Annotated in this window: 16 protein-coding genes; 4 read left to right on the top strand and 12 right to left on the bottom strand. The window is 43.3% G+C overall.

From position 1 onward, the window contains the following. The first annotated feature begins 305 nt into the window (after positions 1 to 305). Genes A9970_RS26230 through A9970_RS26220 form a run of 3 tightly spaced genes read left to right on the top strand, consistent with a single transcriptional unit; the run spans position 306 to position 2449 of the window. Positions 306 to 797, top strand: coding sequence for a hypothetical protein (locus tag A9970_RS26230; RefSeq protein WP_075991908.1), 492 nt, complete (start codon positions 306 to 308; stop codon positions 795 to 797). 2 nt (positions 798 to 799) lie between these two features. Continuing rightward, positions 800 to 1756 carry a hypothetical protein gene (locus A9970_RS26225; RefSeq protein ID WP_220801700.1) on the top strand — a complete coding sequence of 319 codons (957 nt, stop codon included), beginning with the start codon at positions 800 to 802 and terminating at the stop codon, positions 1754 to 1756. Positions 1757 to 1771: 15 nt separating this feature from the next. After that, positions 1772 to 2449 carry a YiiX family permuted papain-like enzyme gene (locus A9970_RS26220; RefSeq protein WP_182984214.1) on the top strand — a complete coding sequence of 226 codons (678 nt, stop codon included), beginning with the start codon at positions 1772 to 1774 and terminating at the stop codon, positions 2447 to 2449. A gap of 13 nt (positions 2450 to 2462) precedes the next feature. Here the strand turns inward: A9970_RS26220 and A9970_RS26215 are convergent, their stop codons facing one another. From A9970_RS26215 to A9970_RS26185, 7 genes are read right to left on the bottom strand one after another with little or no spacing between them, the layout of a single operon-like run. After that, positions 2463 to 3434, bottom strand: a complete 972-nt coding sequence (locus A9970_RS26215; RefSeq protein ID WP_259655482.1) for a Gfo/Idh/MocA family oxidoreductase — start codon at positions 3432 to 3434, stop codon at positions 2463 to 2465. After that, positions 3427 to 4638 carry a M20 family metallopeptidase gene (locus tag A9970_RS26210; protein ID WP_182984212.1) on the bottom strand — a complete coding sequence of 404 codons (1212 nt, stop codon included), beginning with the start codon at positions 4636 to 4638 and terminating at the stop codon, positions 3427 to 3429. The genes A9970_RS26215 and A9970_RS26210 overlap by 8 nt, the downstream gene beginning before the upstream one ends. Positions 4639 to 4678: 40 nt before the next feature. Beyond that, a complete protein-coding gene (locus tag A9970_RS26205) occupies positions 4679 to 6244 on the bottom strand; it encodes an SLC5 family protein (RefSeq protein ID WP_182984211.1) in 1566 nt (521 codons plus the stop codon). Next, positions 6225 to 7616 (bottom strand): hypothetical protein, encoded by a 1392-nt coding sequence (locus A9970_RS26200; protein WP_182984210.1) that lies wholly within the window; start codon positions 7614 to 7616, stop codon positions 6225 to 6227. Before A9970_RS26200 ends, A9970_RS26205 begins: the two co-directional genes overlap by 20 nt. 3 nt (positions 7617 to 7619) lie before the next feature. Next, the gene (locus A9970_RS26195; RefSeq protein ID WP_220801699.1) at positions 7620 to 8387 is read right to left on the bottom strand and encodes an SDR family NAD(P)-dependent oxidoreductase; all 768 of its coding nucleotides are present in this window, start codon (positions 8385 to 8387) and stop codon (positions 7620 to 7622) included. 16 nt (positions 8388 to 8403) lie between these two features. Then, positions 8404 to 9582, bottom strand: a complete 1179-nt coding sequence (gene dgoD / locus A9970_RS26190) for a galactonate dehydratase (protein ID WP_088160977.1) — start codon at positions 9580 to 9582, stop codon at positions 8404 to 8406. Between the two features lie 9 nt (positions 9583 to 9591). After that, the gene (locus A9970_RS26185; protein WP_075991900.1) at positions 9592 to 10914 is read right to left on the bottom strand and encodes an aspartate aminotransferase family protein; all 1323 of its coding nucleotides are present in this window, start codon (positions 10912 to 10914) and stop codon (positions 9592 to 9594) included. 160 nt (positions 10915 to 11074) lie between these two features. Here A9970_RS26185 and A9970_RS26180 point away from each other — a divergent pair, with 160 nt between their 5' ends. After that, positions 11075 to 11872 (top strand): SMP-30/gluconolactonase/LRE family protein, encoded by a 798-nt coding sequence (locus A9970_RS26180; protein ID WP_182984209.1) that lies wholly within the window; start codon positions 11075 to 11077, stop codon positions 11870 to 11872. Positions 11873 to 11905: 33 nt separating this feature from the next. On the opposite strand, the gene A9970_RS26175 is transcribed toward A9970_RS26180, so the two are convergent. From A9970_RS26175 to A9970_RS26155, 5 genes are all read right to left on the bottom strand, one after another. Beyond that, entirely contained in the window at positions 11906 to 12544 is a 639-nt protein-coding gene (locus tag A9970_RS26175; RefSeq protein WP_075991898.1) for a GntR family transcriptional regulator, read from the bottom strand. A gap of 66 nt (positions 12545 to 12610) precedes the next feature. Beyond that, on the bottom strand, positions 12611 to 15259 hold the full coding sequence (locus A9970_RS26170) for a hypothetical protein (RefSeq protein ID WP_182984208.1): 2649 nt from the start codon (positions 15257 to 15259) through the stop codon (positions 12611 to 12613). Between the two features lie 4 nt (positions 15260 to 15263). Further along, positions 15264 to 16256, bottom strand: a complete 993-nt coding sequence (locus A9970_RS26165; protein WP_182984207.1) for a DUF4466 family protein — start codon at positions 16254 to 16256, stop codon at positions 15264 to 15266. Between the two features lie 8 nt (positions 16257 to 16264). After that, entirely contained in the window at positions 16265 to 16660 is a 396-nt protein-coding gene (locus tag A9970_RS26160; protein ID WP_046676362.1) for a hypothetical protein, read from the bottom strand. A gap of 25 nt (positions 16661 to 16685) precedes the next feature. Continuing rightward, a complete protein-coding gene (locus tag A9970_RS26155; RefSeq protein ID WP_182984206.1) occupies positions 16686 to 18518 on the bottom strand; it encodes a RagB/SusD family nutrient uptake outer membrane protein in 1833 nt (610 codons plus the stop codon). Positions 18519 to 18527 lie beyond the last annotated feature (9 nt).

Here is an 18527-nt window from a genome sequence, read left to right as displayed (position 1 = left end):
CGAATTTGATATCGCTCTGATCCCTGTTTGCTACTACGGTTTCCCGCTCTTCGTTCGATTAACGGGTAGAAAGAAAAACACGTCCTACAAGACAGAAAAATGTGATGGAAATATTGACTACATAGGCCTATAGGAGATGTTCAGGTGATAAAAAACCGCTGAGAGACAGTTCCAATAAAAATTAGCTGATTATAGGGATTGAAATTTTGCGATAAAACATGATCTTTGTCTATACCAAAGTCACAAAATTCTTTGTCAGCCCACAATTGTGCTAGCAAAGAATTTGAATTACTTAAGCATAAAGCATGGAATTAGCCAATCTTATCAAACAGGATATTGAGTCAATTTTACAGATTGAATCTCAAGACATCAAACAATTGGTCGAGGACTATCGCGAAGACTTAATGGATGCGGATACCTATGACGCCATTGATGCGTACAATATGCTCTATTCGAATATTTATGAAATGTCCGAGGAAGAATACCTCGATGCTTTTCGTACGCTGGGAGAAGCCTATCCAAACTTTGGCAAGGCCGATGAAAATGACATCCAAAAATCAATCGCTGAATTGGAACGATTAAAACATGCTTTTAATGAACTACAACTCCATACGACAGAAGGTAAACAGCTCCTAGCATTACAATTAGCGGTTTTGGAACTGGACATTCAGGTCTACCAAAAACAAACTTTATCGCCGACTACACTTGAGATACAAGCTGAGATCAATTTATTGGAAACCGAATCGTTTGGATTAACCAATCAGATCAATCAGTTTTTAGAACAATACCACGATTAGTCATGCTAACATTTTATCCAATGAATCGCTTAGGGTTAAAAACAGGTCTTTGCCTTCTTTACTTACTAGCCGGTCTTGCAACATCGTTGTTTGCATATCAAAACAAGATCTCTTTTCAGTCACAACAGCAGCCAGGAAACAGACTACCTTTTTACATTACGGACCAAGGGACGCTTTGTTATAATTTGCCTGTGGACACGATGGGCGTATACGCTATACAGATCGATCTCAACAGACTTTTCCCGACCGCAACTGCGGAGCATCTTCGTTCAAAATATTATGAACTATCAGATAGCACAATAACAATAATCAACTATGCCGAACCGGCTACCGCCATCAACTATAAGGTTACTGATAACAACTTTGTCATATCCAAATCCTCCAATTGGCTCGCGGACTATCAACCTGAATTTCAATTCATCGCTTTGGACAGCCTCAGACACATGGAGAACTTATTCGACACGAACGATTTGGACGGCCTAATGCAGCTGGAAGCAACCAAGCTCCCTTTTGAAAATATACTTTTATTTTTTAGTCAGCTGCATGGATTTTCCACGGTAGAGGAATTTAGCAGCAATGCCATTCATCGGATTTTAGAAAAGGATCAGTATGCTATTGCCAAACAATTTCATCACTTATTTCTGACGAGAAACAGACAAGTCGATGATTTCGAAGTACTGAAGGCGGCAATAGAAAAAAACGATATGGATTTTATCCGTAAAACCTCTTTAAATAGTCTGAACCGTCTGGGTATAGATGAAGTTAAAGCGGATTATAGCTTCACACAATGTACATTACTTGGAAAAGCGATCTTAATGAAAAACAACATTGCCATAGATTATCTTTTGCAAAAAGGTGCCACCACGGAGAAAGTATATCAATATGAATCCGACGTATTATCTGCTTTTCAACTCGCCGAAAGGAGCAAATCAAAGAAAATCATTAAACTATTTCAGTAAATCATAAATAAAACAATGAAAAAGACACTTATTTACCTGATATCTCTTGTTAGTTATCTTGTGATCTTCGCGGCGCTGACACTGCCAGTTCATGGGCAAAAAAAGCCAGTGGTTCCCAAGCAATCGAAAGCTAATTCAAAACTACCCCAGTTCAACGATGGCGATATGATCTTTCAGTCTTCTATTTCACCGCAATGCAAGGCCATCCAATTAGCAACGCGTTCTCCGTATTCCCATTGTGGGATTATTTTTTATGAGAACGGTAAACCTTATGTACTGGAAGCCGTACAGCCCGTAACTGTAACTAAGTTAGAACACTGGATTGTGCGTGGCGAAAAGCAGCATTACGCGGTCAAACGCCTCAAAAATGCAGACCAGGTACTGACCAATTCGAAACTGGCCAAAATGAAAGCAATCGGCAAAGATTTTATCGGCAAAAATTACGACGCGACATTCGAATGGTCAGACGATAAGATCTATTGCTCGGAATTGATCTGGAAAATATACCAGCGTGGAGCAGGCATCGAAGTTGGGAAACTTGAGAAACTGAAAGATTTTGATTTAAGCAGCCCCGAAGTGAAAGCTAAGCTGAAAGAGCGTTATGGTAACAGCGTTCCGCTGAATGAAACGGTCATATCACCCGCCTCAATTTTTAATAGTCCATTGTTGATTACGGTGAAGAGTAATTATTAAACAGGCTCGCCCGCTATTTTTGAAGCTGAACAACATTTCCGCCATTTAATTTACTTTCTTCGGCTGCATCTATAAATGCGCATATTGCCAGGGTTTCCTTTTCGTCAACCGGACTTACACCCGTTTCGAAAAACGGAAGGATCTTATCCAACAATGGACCGTATCCCATAAATTGTCCCAAATGGACAATCTGATCTTTCAAAAAAACCGTACCGCCAAAATCATCCTTTCCCTCGCGAATGCCCCGAAGTGAGGCAATTCTTCCATCCGCCCACTCTCCAACATAAAACGAGGTACCCTGTTCCTGAATAGTCTTTACCGAGCGGCATCCCGGTCCCATCAATGCAAATAACATTTCGACCCCATGGATGCCATACCAATACAGATCCTTATGCGAAGGTTCCGTTACTGCTGGACAATAGACATCTGCACCTATTACCTTAGTCCTATCTAATTCCTGAAGACCGGTAATATAACGCAAGGAGCTTGATGAAAAAACAGGGCAACCATAGTTTTTTGCTGATTGAAAAATTTGGAAAGCGTCCTTATAGGAATTCGCTATTGGTTTATCGATAAATAAAGGTTTTTTAGCTTCGATTACTTGAAGTGCCTGCTCCAGATGAAGATTTCCATCATTTGTCTCCAAAAACACATAGTCTACTTTTTTCAATAGCTCGGCAATACTTGATACAATCGAAACACCGAGCTGCTGCACTTCCGCTGTAATTTTCGGAATACGCTCGATACTTAAGGGAATTGTTTTGCTTCCGTAGGGATAAGCCGCAACAACCCTGTATTTTCCGTAGGGATGATTGCTAGCAGCCGTATTAATCGCTCTTGTAAAAGCAACAGCGTGTGTAATGTCTAACCCAATAATCCCTATCTTTTTTACGTTATCATGCTCCGAGAACACCTTATTATTCGCATTAACGGCATAGGATAATCCAAATGCAAAGGAGGACATCAAGAATTTTTTTCTATTCATTTGATTCATTCAAAAGGGAAATAGCTGCATTGACTAAAACAGCTATTGATGTTTCGAAAGCCTTTTCATCCAGATTGAACTGTGGATTATGAAGACCATATTGTGTGGCAGAATCGTCATTATTTGTGCCGATCAACATAAACAAGGCGGGATAACGATAAGAATAATAAGCAAAATCCTCTGCTGCCATCCAGATTTCGAGATCTTGTGGCACACTATTCCCCATCGTCTCCGCAATAATTGTTTTGACTTTTTGTGTTAACGCGGGATCATTATAAAGCGCGGGATAACCATGCCGGACTTCAACTTCTACCTTTGCACCAAGCGATACGGGAAGCGTTGCCGCTATTTCAGCAACCATTTCCAGCGCCTCCTTGCGCCACACCTCATCCATTGTACGAAATGTTCCGGCTAATTTAACTTCCTCGGGTATAACATTGGCAGCTCCATCTCCAATAAAACGACCAAAGGTCAATACAGACGGTACATCAGGGTTGGCTTTCCGACTGACGACTTGCTGTAATGTGGTGAGTAATTGTGCGCCGATCATAATGGGATCAACAGCCCGATGTGGCTCCGCAGCATGGCCACCACGTCCCTTAATGGTGAAATAGAACTCGTCGCTCGAGGCCATAAATCGCCCGGAACGTAAACCGACTTTTCCTACAGAAACACGGGGACTTACATGTAAACCCAGCACAGCTTTAATCGTTCCACCGAAAGATTCCAGAATCCCGGATTCCAAAACCTGAATCGCTCCGCCAGGAATCTTTTCCTCAGCAGGCTGAAATAGCAGAACAATTTTACCGGAAAACTCCGTTTTATAATCATTTAATATAGATGCTGCCCCCAATAGATTAGCCGTATGAAAATCATGGCCACAAGCATGCATGACACCACTATTCTTCGATTTATATCCCACATCATTTTGCTCGTATATCGGTAAAGCATCAATATCTGCCCGTAATACCACAATATCATCACTTGCCGATTTTTGACCGGTCAGCACAGCCACAACACCTGTTTGAGCGACAATCTCAAATGGTATACCCAATTCCCCGAGTTGTTGCTGAATATAGGCACTTGTCTCGTATTCTTGGAAAGACAATTCAGGATGCTGATGGATATGTCGGCGTATTGCAACGATTTTCGGAAAAATGTTCTCTATCTTGGTATTTAATTCTTTCAGTATTGGCTCGATCATCTGGATAAGTTTTAAAAGTTTAACACTTCAACAAGTTAAGCTAAAAATAACGTACATAAAAATAGAGCACCAACACCGTTATTATTATCCACCAGAGGGTCGGATTTCGAAATCCACGGTAAGCGGCTTTATCCTGATCCGGCACCTGAAAAGAATCGCCGGTCAACACAAGATTTTTTAACCTTGCTTCTGAGACCGCAGGTGTCAACAAACTGACCACTGCGCAAGCAATCATACAAGTCCAGAATACAATACCTGTCCTATTAAAAAACGGCATTTCAGGTAAGGTGTATTCCAAAAGTAAAGAAAGGGGAATTGTCAGTAAACCTGCTGTCAAAGCACCCTGCGATGTGGTTCTTTTCCAAAACACCCCCATTAAAAACATCGTTGCAATACCTGGCGTAAAAAGACCGTATAGATTCATCAAATAAAGGAAAACTGGTTTATCCGAATAACTGATCAGTACAACCGCACTCATGATTCCGAGCACGATAATAGCGACTCCGGCGCGCTTACCAAAACGGACTGCTTCGTAATCACTTGCATTTTTATTAATATACTGGCTGTAGATATCGACGGTCAGAATCGTCGTACAGGAATTGATCGCTCCTGAAATATGGGACATGATGGCCGAAATTAACCCTGCCATCACCAAACCAACCAAACCTTTGGGCAATAAGGTTTCCACGAGTGTTGCAAACAGCAAATCGGGCTGATCGAGATGCGGCAGGAATTTTGGAGCCACCAATGCCGGAATAGTAATAATCAAAGGAACCAAAAATTTAAGATAGTCACCAAAGATGACACCCATGCGCCCATGCCATTCATTTTTTGCCGCCAATACGCGCTGCACAATAAATTGGTTCGTAGCACAATAAAACACACTGATACACAACAGTCCACCTAAATACATGGTCCAGGGAAAGTCAGGATCAGATGCGGGATAAAACATTTTCCAATCCTTGGAGGATTCTACCACAGACTGAAAACCTCCTGCCGCATCAATGGTGGCAAAAGTTAATACTATTCCGCCCAGCACCAAAATGACAAGCTGTACCATCTCCGTCCATATCACCGCTTTTAAACCGCCTAAAACGGTATATAAACCGGTCAAAATTGCCATTCCAAAAATACTGTATAAAATAGGAATGCCGAATAAAGCGTGCAGCGACAGACCGCCCAAATAAAGAACAGCTCCAATCTCCACAAAAACATAGGTAAACAGGATCAAAATAGCGTAAAGCACGCGGGTAGCGTTGCCGTATCTTTTTTCAAGGTATTCAGGAATCGTATAGAAACCGTTGCGGATATAAAAAGGGAGAAATATCCATAATAATGCATTAAAACCGATTAGAATCGCTCCCCATTCCAGGGTAATCGCGACAAAACCGCGACTATATGCAGCCCCCATAGCACCAACGAGATGATGGCTACTGATATTTGCGGCGATGATACTTCCGCCAATCATCCACCAGGGCAGCTTATCACCCGCAAGAAAATAATCCCGCTTCGAGGCGGAGTTTTTTTTCGAAGCGTATAAGCCCAATACCACTATACCAATAATATATACGGCAAAAATAACGACATCAATCCAATCGAGTTTCATCGGTCAATAATGTTTGAATTCCTAATTTAGTTTGTTCAATAAGTATTTCAAGACCGCCGCTGGCATAGGGGCTTTGCCACACAGCATAAATATCCTTATCATAAAGCTCCTTCGGTGCGAGATACCCCACATAGCCATTAGCGATATTGATAAACACGATCGTATGATCTGGAAATTGGGCTCTCACTTCGATTTGATAACAGGAATAGGCTTCGTTGGCCTGCGCCACCAACACAGCATCTCCCATTTTCCAGATCCACACCGGAATAATAGCTTCCTGTTGATCTCCAATGGATTTACGGGTATTATATTTCCGCCAAAGGCGATCTTTCATAACACGATCCGCACAGCGTTCGTATTCACTCAAAATTGCTTCGGGACTAGGCAGTTTTTTGTAAGGCACTTTGACGGAAAATACCCTTTGCTTAAAATCGATTGGAGCGGTCTGTTCCCGAAATCCCCAACAGGCCAGTGGGGCCCCCGAAATCAAGGATTCCTTAAAAACCCAGTTTTTATGACTATGCTGTTCCTGGGCCAGCGTCGCGAGAACAGCATAACCCAACTGCTTTCCGTTGGCTTCGACCAGTGCTGGATCCTTTACATACTGTCTCCGTGGAGCTAAATCACCTGATGCGCCCTGTAAAAAAAGACAAGGCACGGATAACGAGCGCTCGACGGTATTTCGCATTTCGCCCACAAAATCAGGCGAGAGCAGATCATTCTCGTGAGCAAAGCTGGTTGGGTGGCAGGCATAATTACAAATAACCGCTTTTAAGCTTTCAGTTTCATCATACAGCCGTCCGACCAACAAGGTTGTATCTGCTTCTTTCAATGGATTGTAACCAATCAGATAATGAGAATCTACTTCGAGATCGCGGTTGCTGGCCAAATCGCATACACCATAGTTCCAGGTTAGACTTCCCTTAAATAGCCCATTTTGTGCCATTTCAACACAAGATATCGCCTGTTGTTTGAGGAATTCAAGGTACGGCAAAATCAGCTCACCTCCAGGTTGCGCTGCATCTGTCGAACAGATACTAGGCCCCGCATGAGTATGCGATAGCGCAAAAATCAGCTGCGATTCAGCCAGATTGAAATGACTGAGCAATGCTAATCGTAAATTTTGTTCATCAGCGGCATTTTTCCACCAGCCTAAATCAGCTGTTAGCAGGATTGCAGGCAAGCCATCGCAGGATTGCATATATAGACAATGCATCATCAAAGGCTGATGAACAGCCGTTGCCTGGTCAAATGCAGCTGCCCCCCAATTACGGGAATAGATGCCGATCGGTGGAGTAATATCACATTGGCTAAGTCCAAATCGTCCGTACAAACTACCCGTCGTTTCTTTCAAGAGGTCTTTCTGTTTCATACGTTAAGGTCTAATCAAAGACAGTCCACCATCCATCACAATTGCGGTACCAGTCATATGTTTACAATTGTCCGAACAGATCCATAGCACCTGTTTAGCAACCTCTTCGGCTTCTATAATCTGGCCAAGTGGCACCACAGCCTTTGCTTTCATTTGAAGTTCGGCGTTTGATGACCAGACCACTTTGCTCAACCCGGCATTGACATAGCCTGGTGCAATTTCGTTGACACGAATTCCGTACGCCGCATATTCAAGAGCCATGGCCTGGCAAAGCATACGCAGGCCCGCCTTAGAGACACTATAGGCCGGTAAATTTTGATGTACAGCATGTGCAGCCCAGCTACCCATAAAAATGATCGAGCCCGCAAGCTCAGTCTCCACAAATGACTTCGCACAGGCATTCGCCAGGAAGAATGAACCGTCGAGATTAACGGCCATTTCATTCTTCCATTCTTCGTTGCTTAACGTGCTGAAATCTTTAATAGTGACACATGCGGCATTCGCGATACAGATGGATATTGCGCCCAACTCCTGCCTTATGCGTTGTACCCAGGCGTCAACCTGCCTGGCGTCTGCAACATCGACCTGATCATAAAACAAACGTGCTCCAGCATCATCCAACAAGGGCCACCGCGCTCTCGCCACCTGTGGTTCAAACCGATCCGAGATGCATACAATTGCCTGCTGGGTCAAAAATGCTTCAGCCATAGCCCTTCCGATATCACCAAGTCCCCCACTGATCAATACGACTTTATTCTTATATTCCTCCATTATCGCTATTTTTAGACTACCAATCCCCTACACTACCGTCTTTATAGAAGGTTCGCTGCAATATTTCCTGTTGAAAAGGATGCTTCTTTACCTCTTCTTCATTGATTTCAATACCCAAACCGGCGCGCTTATTCGGCAGAACAATGCGCCCTTTCTCTTGAACTGTAAACCCTTCGGTAACCACGTCCTGGCGCCATTCAACGTCCTTATGCACACTTTCGCAAATAATATAGGATGGTGTTGCAAATCCCAGCTCAATGGAGGCAGCCGTACTCACAGGTCCCTGAGGGTTATGTGGCGCCATAGATACACGGTAAGCATCAGCCAAAGCTGCGATTTTACGCGCTTCAGAGAGACCGCCACAATGGGTAATATCAGGTTGAATCACACTCACTGCCCGCTTCTCGAGCATATCCCGAAATGCATGCACTCCGATCAAACGTTCGCCTGAAGCAATAGGTGTCGTCACCGCCCGTTGAATCAAGGCAATATCTTCCATGGACTCTGGCCAACATGGCTCTTCAAAGAAATATAGGCCATAAGGCTCCAATGCTTTCGCAAATTGCATCCCCATACGTGGACTTGGCCGCGCATGGCAATCCACCATAATATCAATATCGTCGCCAACAGCGTCACGCATGGCCTTCACGCAAGCTTCAGCATATTTAATTGGACGAAGACCTTCCAACGACATTGTCTCTGGGACAGCCATCGATTTAAAAGCGGTAAAACCCTCATCAACAGCTTTCAGCGCAAGATCACCAAATCGTTTGGCATCATCCGGAGCAGTCTCATAAAAATCTTCCATGCGACCTCCACCTAAATGACAATACAAACGGATATAATCACGCACACGGCCTCCCCACAACTCGTGACAAGGGACATTGTGAATTTTACCTAGAATATCCCATAAGGCGATGTCGATACCACTGATGGCCGTGCCACGAACGATCCCGTTTCCATGCCAGAAGTGTTGTCTATACATCATCTGCCACAGGTATTCAATACGACGCGGATCTTCACCGATCAACAATTGAGAAATATCTTTGATTGCTCCGACCACACTTTGCGTATGCCATTCCAAGGTGGCTTCGCCCCAGCCCCAAAGTCCGGGCTGATCGGTAATAATTTTGACAAAAATCCAATTTCGCATGCGCGCATGGCACACAAAGGTTTCAATAGCGGTTATTTTCATAGTTAGGGTTTACAAACTTTTTATTACGCGTTCAGTTGCCTCCAACGTTCTGTCTATATCATCCTCCGTATGCGCAAAGGAGATACTTCCTTGTTTAATTGGTGCCGGGAAATTGAAAATCCCTTCTTTAATAAGCTTTTTACGATATTGGGTATCCAGTTCAAAGTTGTGGTTATCCAAAATATCATGAAAATTGACTGGCGCATGGTCCATAAAATATGTACAGAAGGCAGATCCTTGACGTGCGACATAAAATGGTACGCCTAATTTAGGAAATATTTCGTTATATCCCTGCTCCAAACGCGCACCAAGTGCTTCTACGTGCTCATAAACTCGATGCTCAGAGCTGCCTAATTTTTTCAATGTTGCAATCGCCGCCGCAGTCGTTAATGGAAAGGCATTAAAAGTACCGGCAATCATCACCCGCTTCGACTTATCAGGATCCACAAAGTAATCCATATATTTTTTCTTTCCTGCAATAACACCCAATGGGTAGCCGTTTGCAACCGCCTTTCCGAAAGTTGAAAGATCCGGCTGAATACCACAGATCGACTGATAGCCCCCCAGCGCATGTCTAAATCCAGTTTTCACTTCATCAAAGATCAACAGAAATCCATGCTCGTCCGCCATCTTGCGTAAGCCTTCCAGGTAACCTTCCTTTGGCTTTACAATACCGATATTCTGAAGAATAGGCTCCAACAAAATACAGGCAACATCATATTTTTGAACCACATACAGCACACTTTCCAAATCGTTGTAGTTGACAATGTGTACTAAATCGCTGTGATTTTTGGGAACACCAGCACTTAATGAATCGAATGGATATTCCCCCGGACTTTGATATGAGCCAACATCTGCACGTTGACTGATCACATTGCAGGCCACATCGTTATGCCAGCCATTGTAGCCCCCCTGCATAACAATCACATGATCACGCCCTGTTACCGCACGGGCAATACGGATCGCATGGTAAGTCGCTTCCGATCCTGTAGTTGTAATCTGAACGCTCTCCACCGAAGGAACAGACTGACAAAAAAGCTCCGCAAACTCACCTTCTAGTAACGTTGGCCCAGCCCCCATCAATACCTGCTGCTCCTGCAATGTCTGTAACACTGCGGCGTTCACATCAGGATCATTATGCCCCAGAAAGGATGCTGCAAATCCAGCCTGATAATCTATGTAGCTGTTCCCATCAATATCTTCGACCAAACTACCATTCCCTTTGACGAAGCAGATATTCGGATCTGACTTCCGATTTAACGATACCACTCCACCAGGTATCCATCTTGCATTCTCCCGCAGTATCGCGGCTGATTTTTCATTTTCTTGCATGCCTATTAAAAGTTTTGCTATTTGTTATTGTTATAATTGGACGATCACCGCCACACATGTTGCAGTCATCAATAATTTGTATTTAAATACACCATATTTTATGTATACTAAATTACAATATTTTTGTATACATTTAAAATAAATTTTAAAATTTTTAAAAATGAACATTCTCATTGAAGGACTTCTTTTTCCAGAAGGCCCCGCTTTCGACCGGGAGGGTAGCCTATGGCTTGTGGAGAAAGAAGCAGGAAACTTGATCTATTACAAAGACAATCAGTATAGCAGAATAGCTGTGAATGGACATCCCAACGGAATTGCAATCGATAAAAACGACATAATATGGTTTTGCGACTCGCAACAAAACAGCATCCGTTGCTATGATCCCTTCGACAAAACCACGACGACAATAGTCACGGAAATCGCAGGAAAGCCATTAAAAATGCCCAACGACTTATGTTTTGATACCGAAGGGAACCTACTATTCTCCTGCCCGGGAAATGACCTGGAAGATGGCACAGGCTATATCTGCTGTCTACATAAACATGGTGCGCTTACGAAGATCCACACAGGCCTTTTTTACCCAAACGGATTGGCCTTTGCAGCAGACAACTGCACGCTTTTTGTCGCTGAAACAGGCACAAAATGGATCTGGAAAATGCACTGGAACAGCTTGACACAACAGGTGGAAAACATCGAAAAATTCATAGAAACAGGCGGTAGTATCGGCCCGGACGGCATAGCTCTCACGCAGGACAATTATCTTTTTGCAGCAATTTATGGATCGCAACACATCCTATCCATTGATACCAAAAACAAAACGACCGAGAAAATACCTACGCCGGGGAAGAATCCAACAAATTGTGCTTTAGACCCAAAAGGCATTCAGGGACTTATGATTACAGAAGCTGAAAAAGGGCAATTGTTGCAGTGGGACAGCACAAAAAAGGGTCTATTGTAAACAATAGACCCATTATAAAAATCCAAAAAAATATTAAACCAGTTCCAAGGCTTCTTGCTCGCCCCGATCCAAATGATGAACCAAGGTGGTATAAGCTTTATTCCAGTCATCTGCTTTCAGCGCATCAACAATAGCGCGATGCTCCTTCTCCGTATCCAGGTAATCTTCCATCTGCCCCATAATAGCCCCAAGCTTCATATGGAATAAGGGGATGTTACTATTCTTGTAAATAGAAATCAACCTTGAATTGCAGGTTCCCTCAATAATCCGCTCATGAAAACGAACATCCGCCTCGCAAGCACCACCATAATAGCCTTTACTGACCATGTCGGAAAAATCGTTGCAGATCAGTTCCAAATCTTCGATAAGCTCTTTACTTTTCTTTGAAAACAGAATCTTTAATGCACCTATCTCCAACAGCTCACGCAGCTCACGAATGTCCTTCACATCTTCGACCGTCATTTTCTTCACAAAGCAGCCACCTTTTTCACCAAACTCAACCAGACTCTCCCCTGCTAAACGCATAAAAGCCTCACGAACAGCCACTCTACTCACCGCCATCTTATCCGCCCAAGCACTCTCCACCAATCTTGCCCCGCCAGCCAGCTGACTGGACAAAATTTTCTTACGTACTTCTAAATAAACTTTATAGGCAAGCGAATCCTCTTTCATATTGTATACAATTTTATGCAAAAATAAGAATACAAAATCATTAAAAAAATTTAAACAATGTATTCTTTAATTAATCTTTCCCTCTTGGGCTCCATACTGTCTTCCCGGCGACAAATAAATAGTTTCGGCTTTAGATTTCCAACTGGTTGTATGATTCCCTTTCAGGACATTTATATTAAAGCTACTATTTTTTAATGAACTTTTCATATTCCAGAAACCATCTTTCAAACCGACCACAACAACTTCATACTGTTGATCTCCCGGTACCACAAATTCAATGGGCTCATCAAGATATTGATTTGGTTTGGCCACCACCAGTAAACGATCAGCCACTCTTATGAGGTAATAATTCGCTTTTTCCTCCGAATACACCGGTAATTTTGAAGAGCCACTCTCCGTCATCTGAAAAACCGAAGCGTAACTGGCCTGATCACTTTCCTGCTTGGGTGAAATCATAATCCGTGTTCCCCTAGCCTCTGGCCATGGAGACTTGACCTGATAAAGATCACCAAAAACAAAAGCAGTCGAATCATCTGAATACAACTTCACCGCACACTCTTTTAACTGTGGCTTCAGCAAATCAACATAAGTAGAACCGGCTGCGTTTTTAAATTTACTGGTCAACACAAAACCTGTTTCACTTGGTACAGGCTTTTCAAGCGTATTGATCTGCCAATAGGGTTCGAATTTCTTATCATTGGTCTTAAGCTCATCCAATAAGACAATGACAGCAGGCACATCCTTTCTCTTCAAATTCAAAAACAGGAAACTTTTTGCATAGGATTTCACTTTAGCAGTATATGCCGCCGTTAGATCCATATTGAAATAGCTATAGCTCGGCTGAATGGGATCGTTACCAAATGCGGATGCCCTGATCTCTCCAGTATGGTACCAAGAATCATTTAACACCTCGTCAACCGTGCGCGGAAAACGCTGGCTAAACCGAGTCCCACCATCGTTTGTTTTGGTCCTGAATAAAAGCGGTTCCGCAGGATCACGCACCAACAGCATACTGTGTGCAACCGACCGTTTATTAAAGTTAAAATCATAAGGGGAACCATACGAAAGATACAGACCAAGATCACCAACCTGAATACCATGGTGATAAATCTGCAGTGCACCTGCATCGGCATGCTGATGATTGCCGAAATGATAACCGCCACCCTTAATTTCTGCAACCACATCGGAACTTCCGTTCTCTTCGCTCCAGCCTGTCCGGGCAACCATAGACCCTAAAATAGGTCCAAAATCTTTCGTCAACGGCATTTTCTTGCGATCAAAATCAGGCTTCAATTTTGGATCATCCAAGAGGAGGAACAAGATTGGATTGTCGGGCAAACCGCCCTGCTTGACAAACTCAGCCTTAATTACCGGATTGCCTGAATAGGCATAACAAAGCAGCATGGTCTGTGGATTTTTCCAATAAAAATCAGCACTGCTGTTGTACTTTACATTGAACATATCGCCGTCGCGTAACATTTTTCCGTCAGGAGTACGCATATACAGCCAATAATAGGGCATATTCTTGATATTATCATCAAAAACCGGATAACCGATCATGCGATAATACAACCAGGCTCCATGCATTTCCCACCCAAAACGATAGCCACCGTAATCAACACCTTGATTATGGCGCGGAGACTGATACTCAAACTTGCGCATAGGCACCAACTCTTCCAAAATAGAATACGAAGTATACTTGTAAGGTACCGGATCCTCGTCATATAAAGCAATACTCATTGCCAGCAGATCGCGCGACACCTGCGCCTCATTCCCATGCCCATTGATAATACTTTCGATACCAAAAAAGGGAGGCCAGCCAATTTCCATATCTTGCGCCAGACGCATCATATTTTTATGCAGACTGGTCTTAACGTGCACATCCAATAATGCGTAGCACCAGTCATACACCAGTGCGCCCGTGTAAATTGCACGCCCCAACTCGCGTGTAATATCACCATAGGAAACATTCCCGAACTCCAACATCGTCAGGTATTGATCGGCCAGCCTGACCGCCTCCCTGCCTATTTTTTCGTCACCGGACATGAGGTAATAAAACGCTTTTGATTCAATAGCACGCTCAAGCTTTTCATCGTAAAACATTTCCTTATTCGGATCAAAAATAAATTGAACAGGTTGTTGCGCAAGTGTTTTCACTTTCCCCCAAGCTTCGAGATGCTCCGCTTCTTCCAACCGCCCCTTAACGACCGGCAAAGATTCTTTGTTAACCCATAGTCTCGGGTGACCTGTAGGGGGAACAATCTTTGGTTTATAATTTTCTGCTGCAGCTGGCGCAACCGGAGGTACAAAGGCATTGATTGAAACAGCTTTAATCTTAAAATAAGCTGGCAATTGCATACCGACCGTCTGCTTCCCTTTCTCAAAATAAAATTTACCAAGATCTTGCTTCGCACCTTTAAAGCTGTCAAATACGATCCGTTTGGTCGATCGTGCAGCGCGAACATCAATCATCGCATACAGCGTCATCATACCTGTTTTATCTGCAGCCTTAATTTTATCCAAATCGGTAACCTCACCTTCAGAAACCAAGGTATAGACACCAGCCGTCGGAACATCCACCTGCACCTGCAGGCGCTGTCCATTTCCTTTTATCGAAGTAACCTTTGCCTGCTGCCCATAGGACGTTCCAAGGATCGCCATAAAAGCGATCCCCAAAAAAGTACCTTTAACTTTTAGCCATATCCTTGCACCCATATCTTTATTTTACTTGCAACCTTTTTACACTGATCTTCATTTCTTTTGTAGTATTATTTACGCTATTGACAAATACATAAGCATTGTATTTACCATCAGCCGTTTGCAGCCATATTCCTGATTCAGCTTTTAAATTAATCGCAAAATCTGGCGCATCTACGAACGATTTATCTTTCAAATCCACATCGTCCACAAATACACTGTATTGCAATCGCGCCAATTGTTGATCGCGCACCGTCCAAGCCTTCACGATCTTTGTTTTATTTGTCAGCCCCACAGGTAAGGTGAAGCTCGGCAAATAACTGGCATCCGTCGTGGGAGCAACCAAAGAATGTGCGTAAGTCACCGTTGGCAACGACCGATACAAATAGATCAAATCGATCTTATCCGGGTTTGCTGCAGCTTCGGTAGCAGTATACCATTTTAGGTCGGCCACAGAAAAAAAGCAGGCCGCGCCGTCTTTCCCGATCAAGTCCAAAGCCATATCCATATTACGAATCGCATAAGCTTCGGTCTTCAAGGCAATTTCCTGCCCATTACTGGACCTCGCCCTGAACGTAAAAGTGACCGATTTACCTTTTGCTGCTGCCGGTATTTTGTAGCTATAACGCAGCGTTGAAGCGGAGGTATCTTTTGTAAATTTCACCTCCATGTTATTCCCATTTACTGTAGCAGGGTCGCCAACAACAACACCTATATCTGCACCTGTACTACTGGTGTAGTACGATTTGTTTTCAAGCACGGTACCCTCATCACCCGCAATACTGGCTTCTACAGAAATTGATGTAAGTTTCCCCTGATCTGGCAAAATCGCCGCAGCATAAGCAAAATCTATGGTAGCCCCAACCACATTTGGCCCTAAAGAGCGCTTAATAATATCGTTTTGCAAACCATCTTTTGCTGTTGGAATTTCATAAGCCTCTTCTTTACAAGAACCGAACAACAAGAGCCCAAATCCGATGGACAACAGCCCTATTTTTAAATAATTTGTTTTCATCAGCTTACTTATTTTTGTACTGTCAAATAAACTTTATACGTCTTACGAACCTTTCTATTTCCAGACACGACAGTCCATTCACGTGGCGTATCCAAATTGGAAAAATCCTGTTTTCCTAAAATCTTAGGATCTAACACCGCATCGGTGACCAATGAAAACTGTGGGTATAGATTTTTCAAATCCGTACCAAAGAGCACCTCCACTTTTATGGTTTGCTCAACGGTATCCACCAACGCAGCTTTTGTCCGTACGGTCTGAAAATCGGCGCCCAACAGTTCAAAACTACTGACATAACATTCCGACCTGGTCGTGATCAACAAACCATCCTCATCCATTGGATAATCATCCTTACAACCGGACAAGCTAACGAACAGCATACCGATTAAAAATAATGTATATTTCATTTTATTACAGTCAAGTGTTACCATATTATTTCCAAGGTATATTTTGTGTTAAATTCGGATTCCGCGAACGTTCTGTTTCCGGAATTTGATAGATATAACACTTTTGATAAGTCAATTCAGACTCATTGAAGAAAAAGCGTTCCCAATTATTTCCAAAACTATCCTGGAACCATTTTCCATCACCATAAGGTTTACCAAACACTGTTTCCAGTTTACGCCATCTCCTCAAGTCAAATGCGCGCTGTCCCTCACCAAACAACTCAACAATTCTTTCCTGCTCTATAGCATCAAAAAATACATCACGAGACGAGGTTTTAGCTCCAGCAAGCGCAGGTAGGTTACCACGACGCCTGACCTTATTAACCAAATCAATTGCATCCGCCTGTGGACCACCGATCTCATTGGTTGCCTCAGCATACATCAGGTATACGTCAGCAATGCGCATCAAAGGCCAATTGTAATTTCCATCACTACGCGCCACACCACCATAATTGCGCACAAATTTACGCGATTGCAATCCCGAGAGATTTGTGGTATTATCGGTAAAGGAAGTTTTGTAGGAGACACCGTTAACTGTCACCGCAGCTCCCCAAGTTTTGTAGACAAAGGGAATATAACCTGTGGTCTCCGTAGGGCTCATACTCATAATCAATTCGTAATCCCACAACAAAGTCGCTTTCATGCGATAATCGCGATTACGGTACGACTCAGGGTTCACCGCTGAATTTGCCGTAGTACGTGCGGCTGGATTTTTAACCGGATCTAGCTGAACCATCTTTGGCAAGAAATCTCCTGTAATGGTAGATTGGTAACGGTCGGCCAATTCATAGCGCGGAATCGCTTGATTCTGTCCTAAAGATACCAATGGCCCCGTCCATACCCGCTGATATTCCTCACTTTGTTTTGTTCCCACACCGCCGTGGGTAAGCACCATGACCATTTCCTCATCTTGGCTCAAGTTGCCCGTAGAAGGTATAAACATGTAGTAATAATTTGGGAGCACATCAGCCTTCCCCAATTCACCCCATTGACCTGGATCACCATTTCTAAACATTTTGATTCCAAAATCATTGATTACACGTTTAAAATCCGCAGCGGCCGCAGTATATGCCGTTTTAGCCTCTGCAGCAGATTGTACAAATCCATCCAATTCAGGCCATCCATTTTTCTTCCACGACCCCCAGTACAATTGAAACTTACCACGAAAGGCCAATGCAGCAGGCTTACCGGCACGACCAATTGCAGACCCCTTGTTGGGCAATTTGTCCACTGCATAGTTCAAATCGGCCATAATAGAATCTTTCAGCTGTGCAATAGGCATTCTCCGCACCGTATCAGCCTCTATGGGAGCTGGCGCCGATTTATAAAAATAAGGCACATCACCCCATAGAGAAATCAATCTAAAGTATGCAATGGCGCGCAACAACTTGGCCTCCGCCACGATAGTTTCCAGGGTTTGTTTTACAGCATCAGTTTTTGCTACGGGCAACAAACGCGCATTGGTATTTTCGATCACAAAGTTAGAACTGAATATAGATCCATACAATGCTCTATACATTGCCGATGCACCAGAGCCATAATTCATCGGACTATTGACCGTTAATGAAATAGGCGCTGCACCAGTATTGTACATTTTAAGGAAATCTCCATGTCCATCAAAATGATAGTCGCGATCAAAACAAGGCCTAAATATGGAATAGTTCGCCATTAACGCAGCAAGCGCGTCATTTTCGTCCACCCAGAACGTTTCGGAGCTTGGCGTTGTTGTTGGATTCTGATTCAACAAATCTTTGCGACACGCGGACAAACCAAGAAGCAGCAAAGAAGAAATAAACAATATGTTATATATCGATTTCATAAGTTCAAA

This window comes from Sphingobacterium sp. UME9 (genome assembly GCF_014170215.1).
In the GTDB taxonomy this organism is placed as follows: Bacteria; Bacteroidota; Bacteroidia; order Sphingobacteriales; family Sphingobacteriaceae; genus Sphingobacterium; species Sphingobacterium paramultivorum.
Note: the sequence above shows the minus strand (reverse complement) of the source record. Positions and strands in the feature narration are given on the sequence as shown.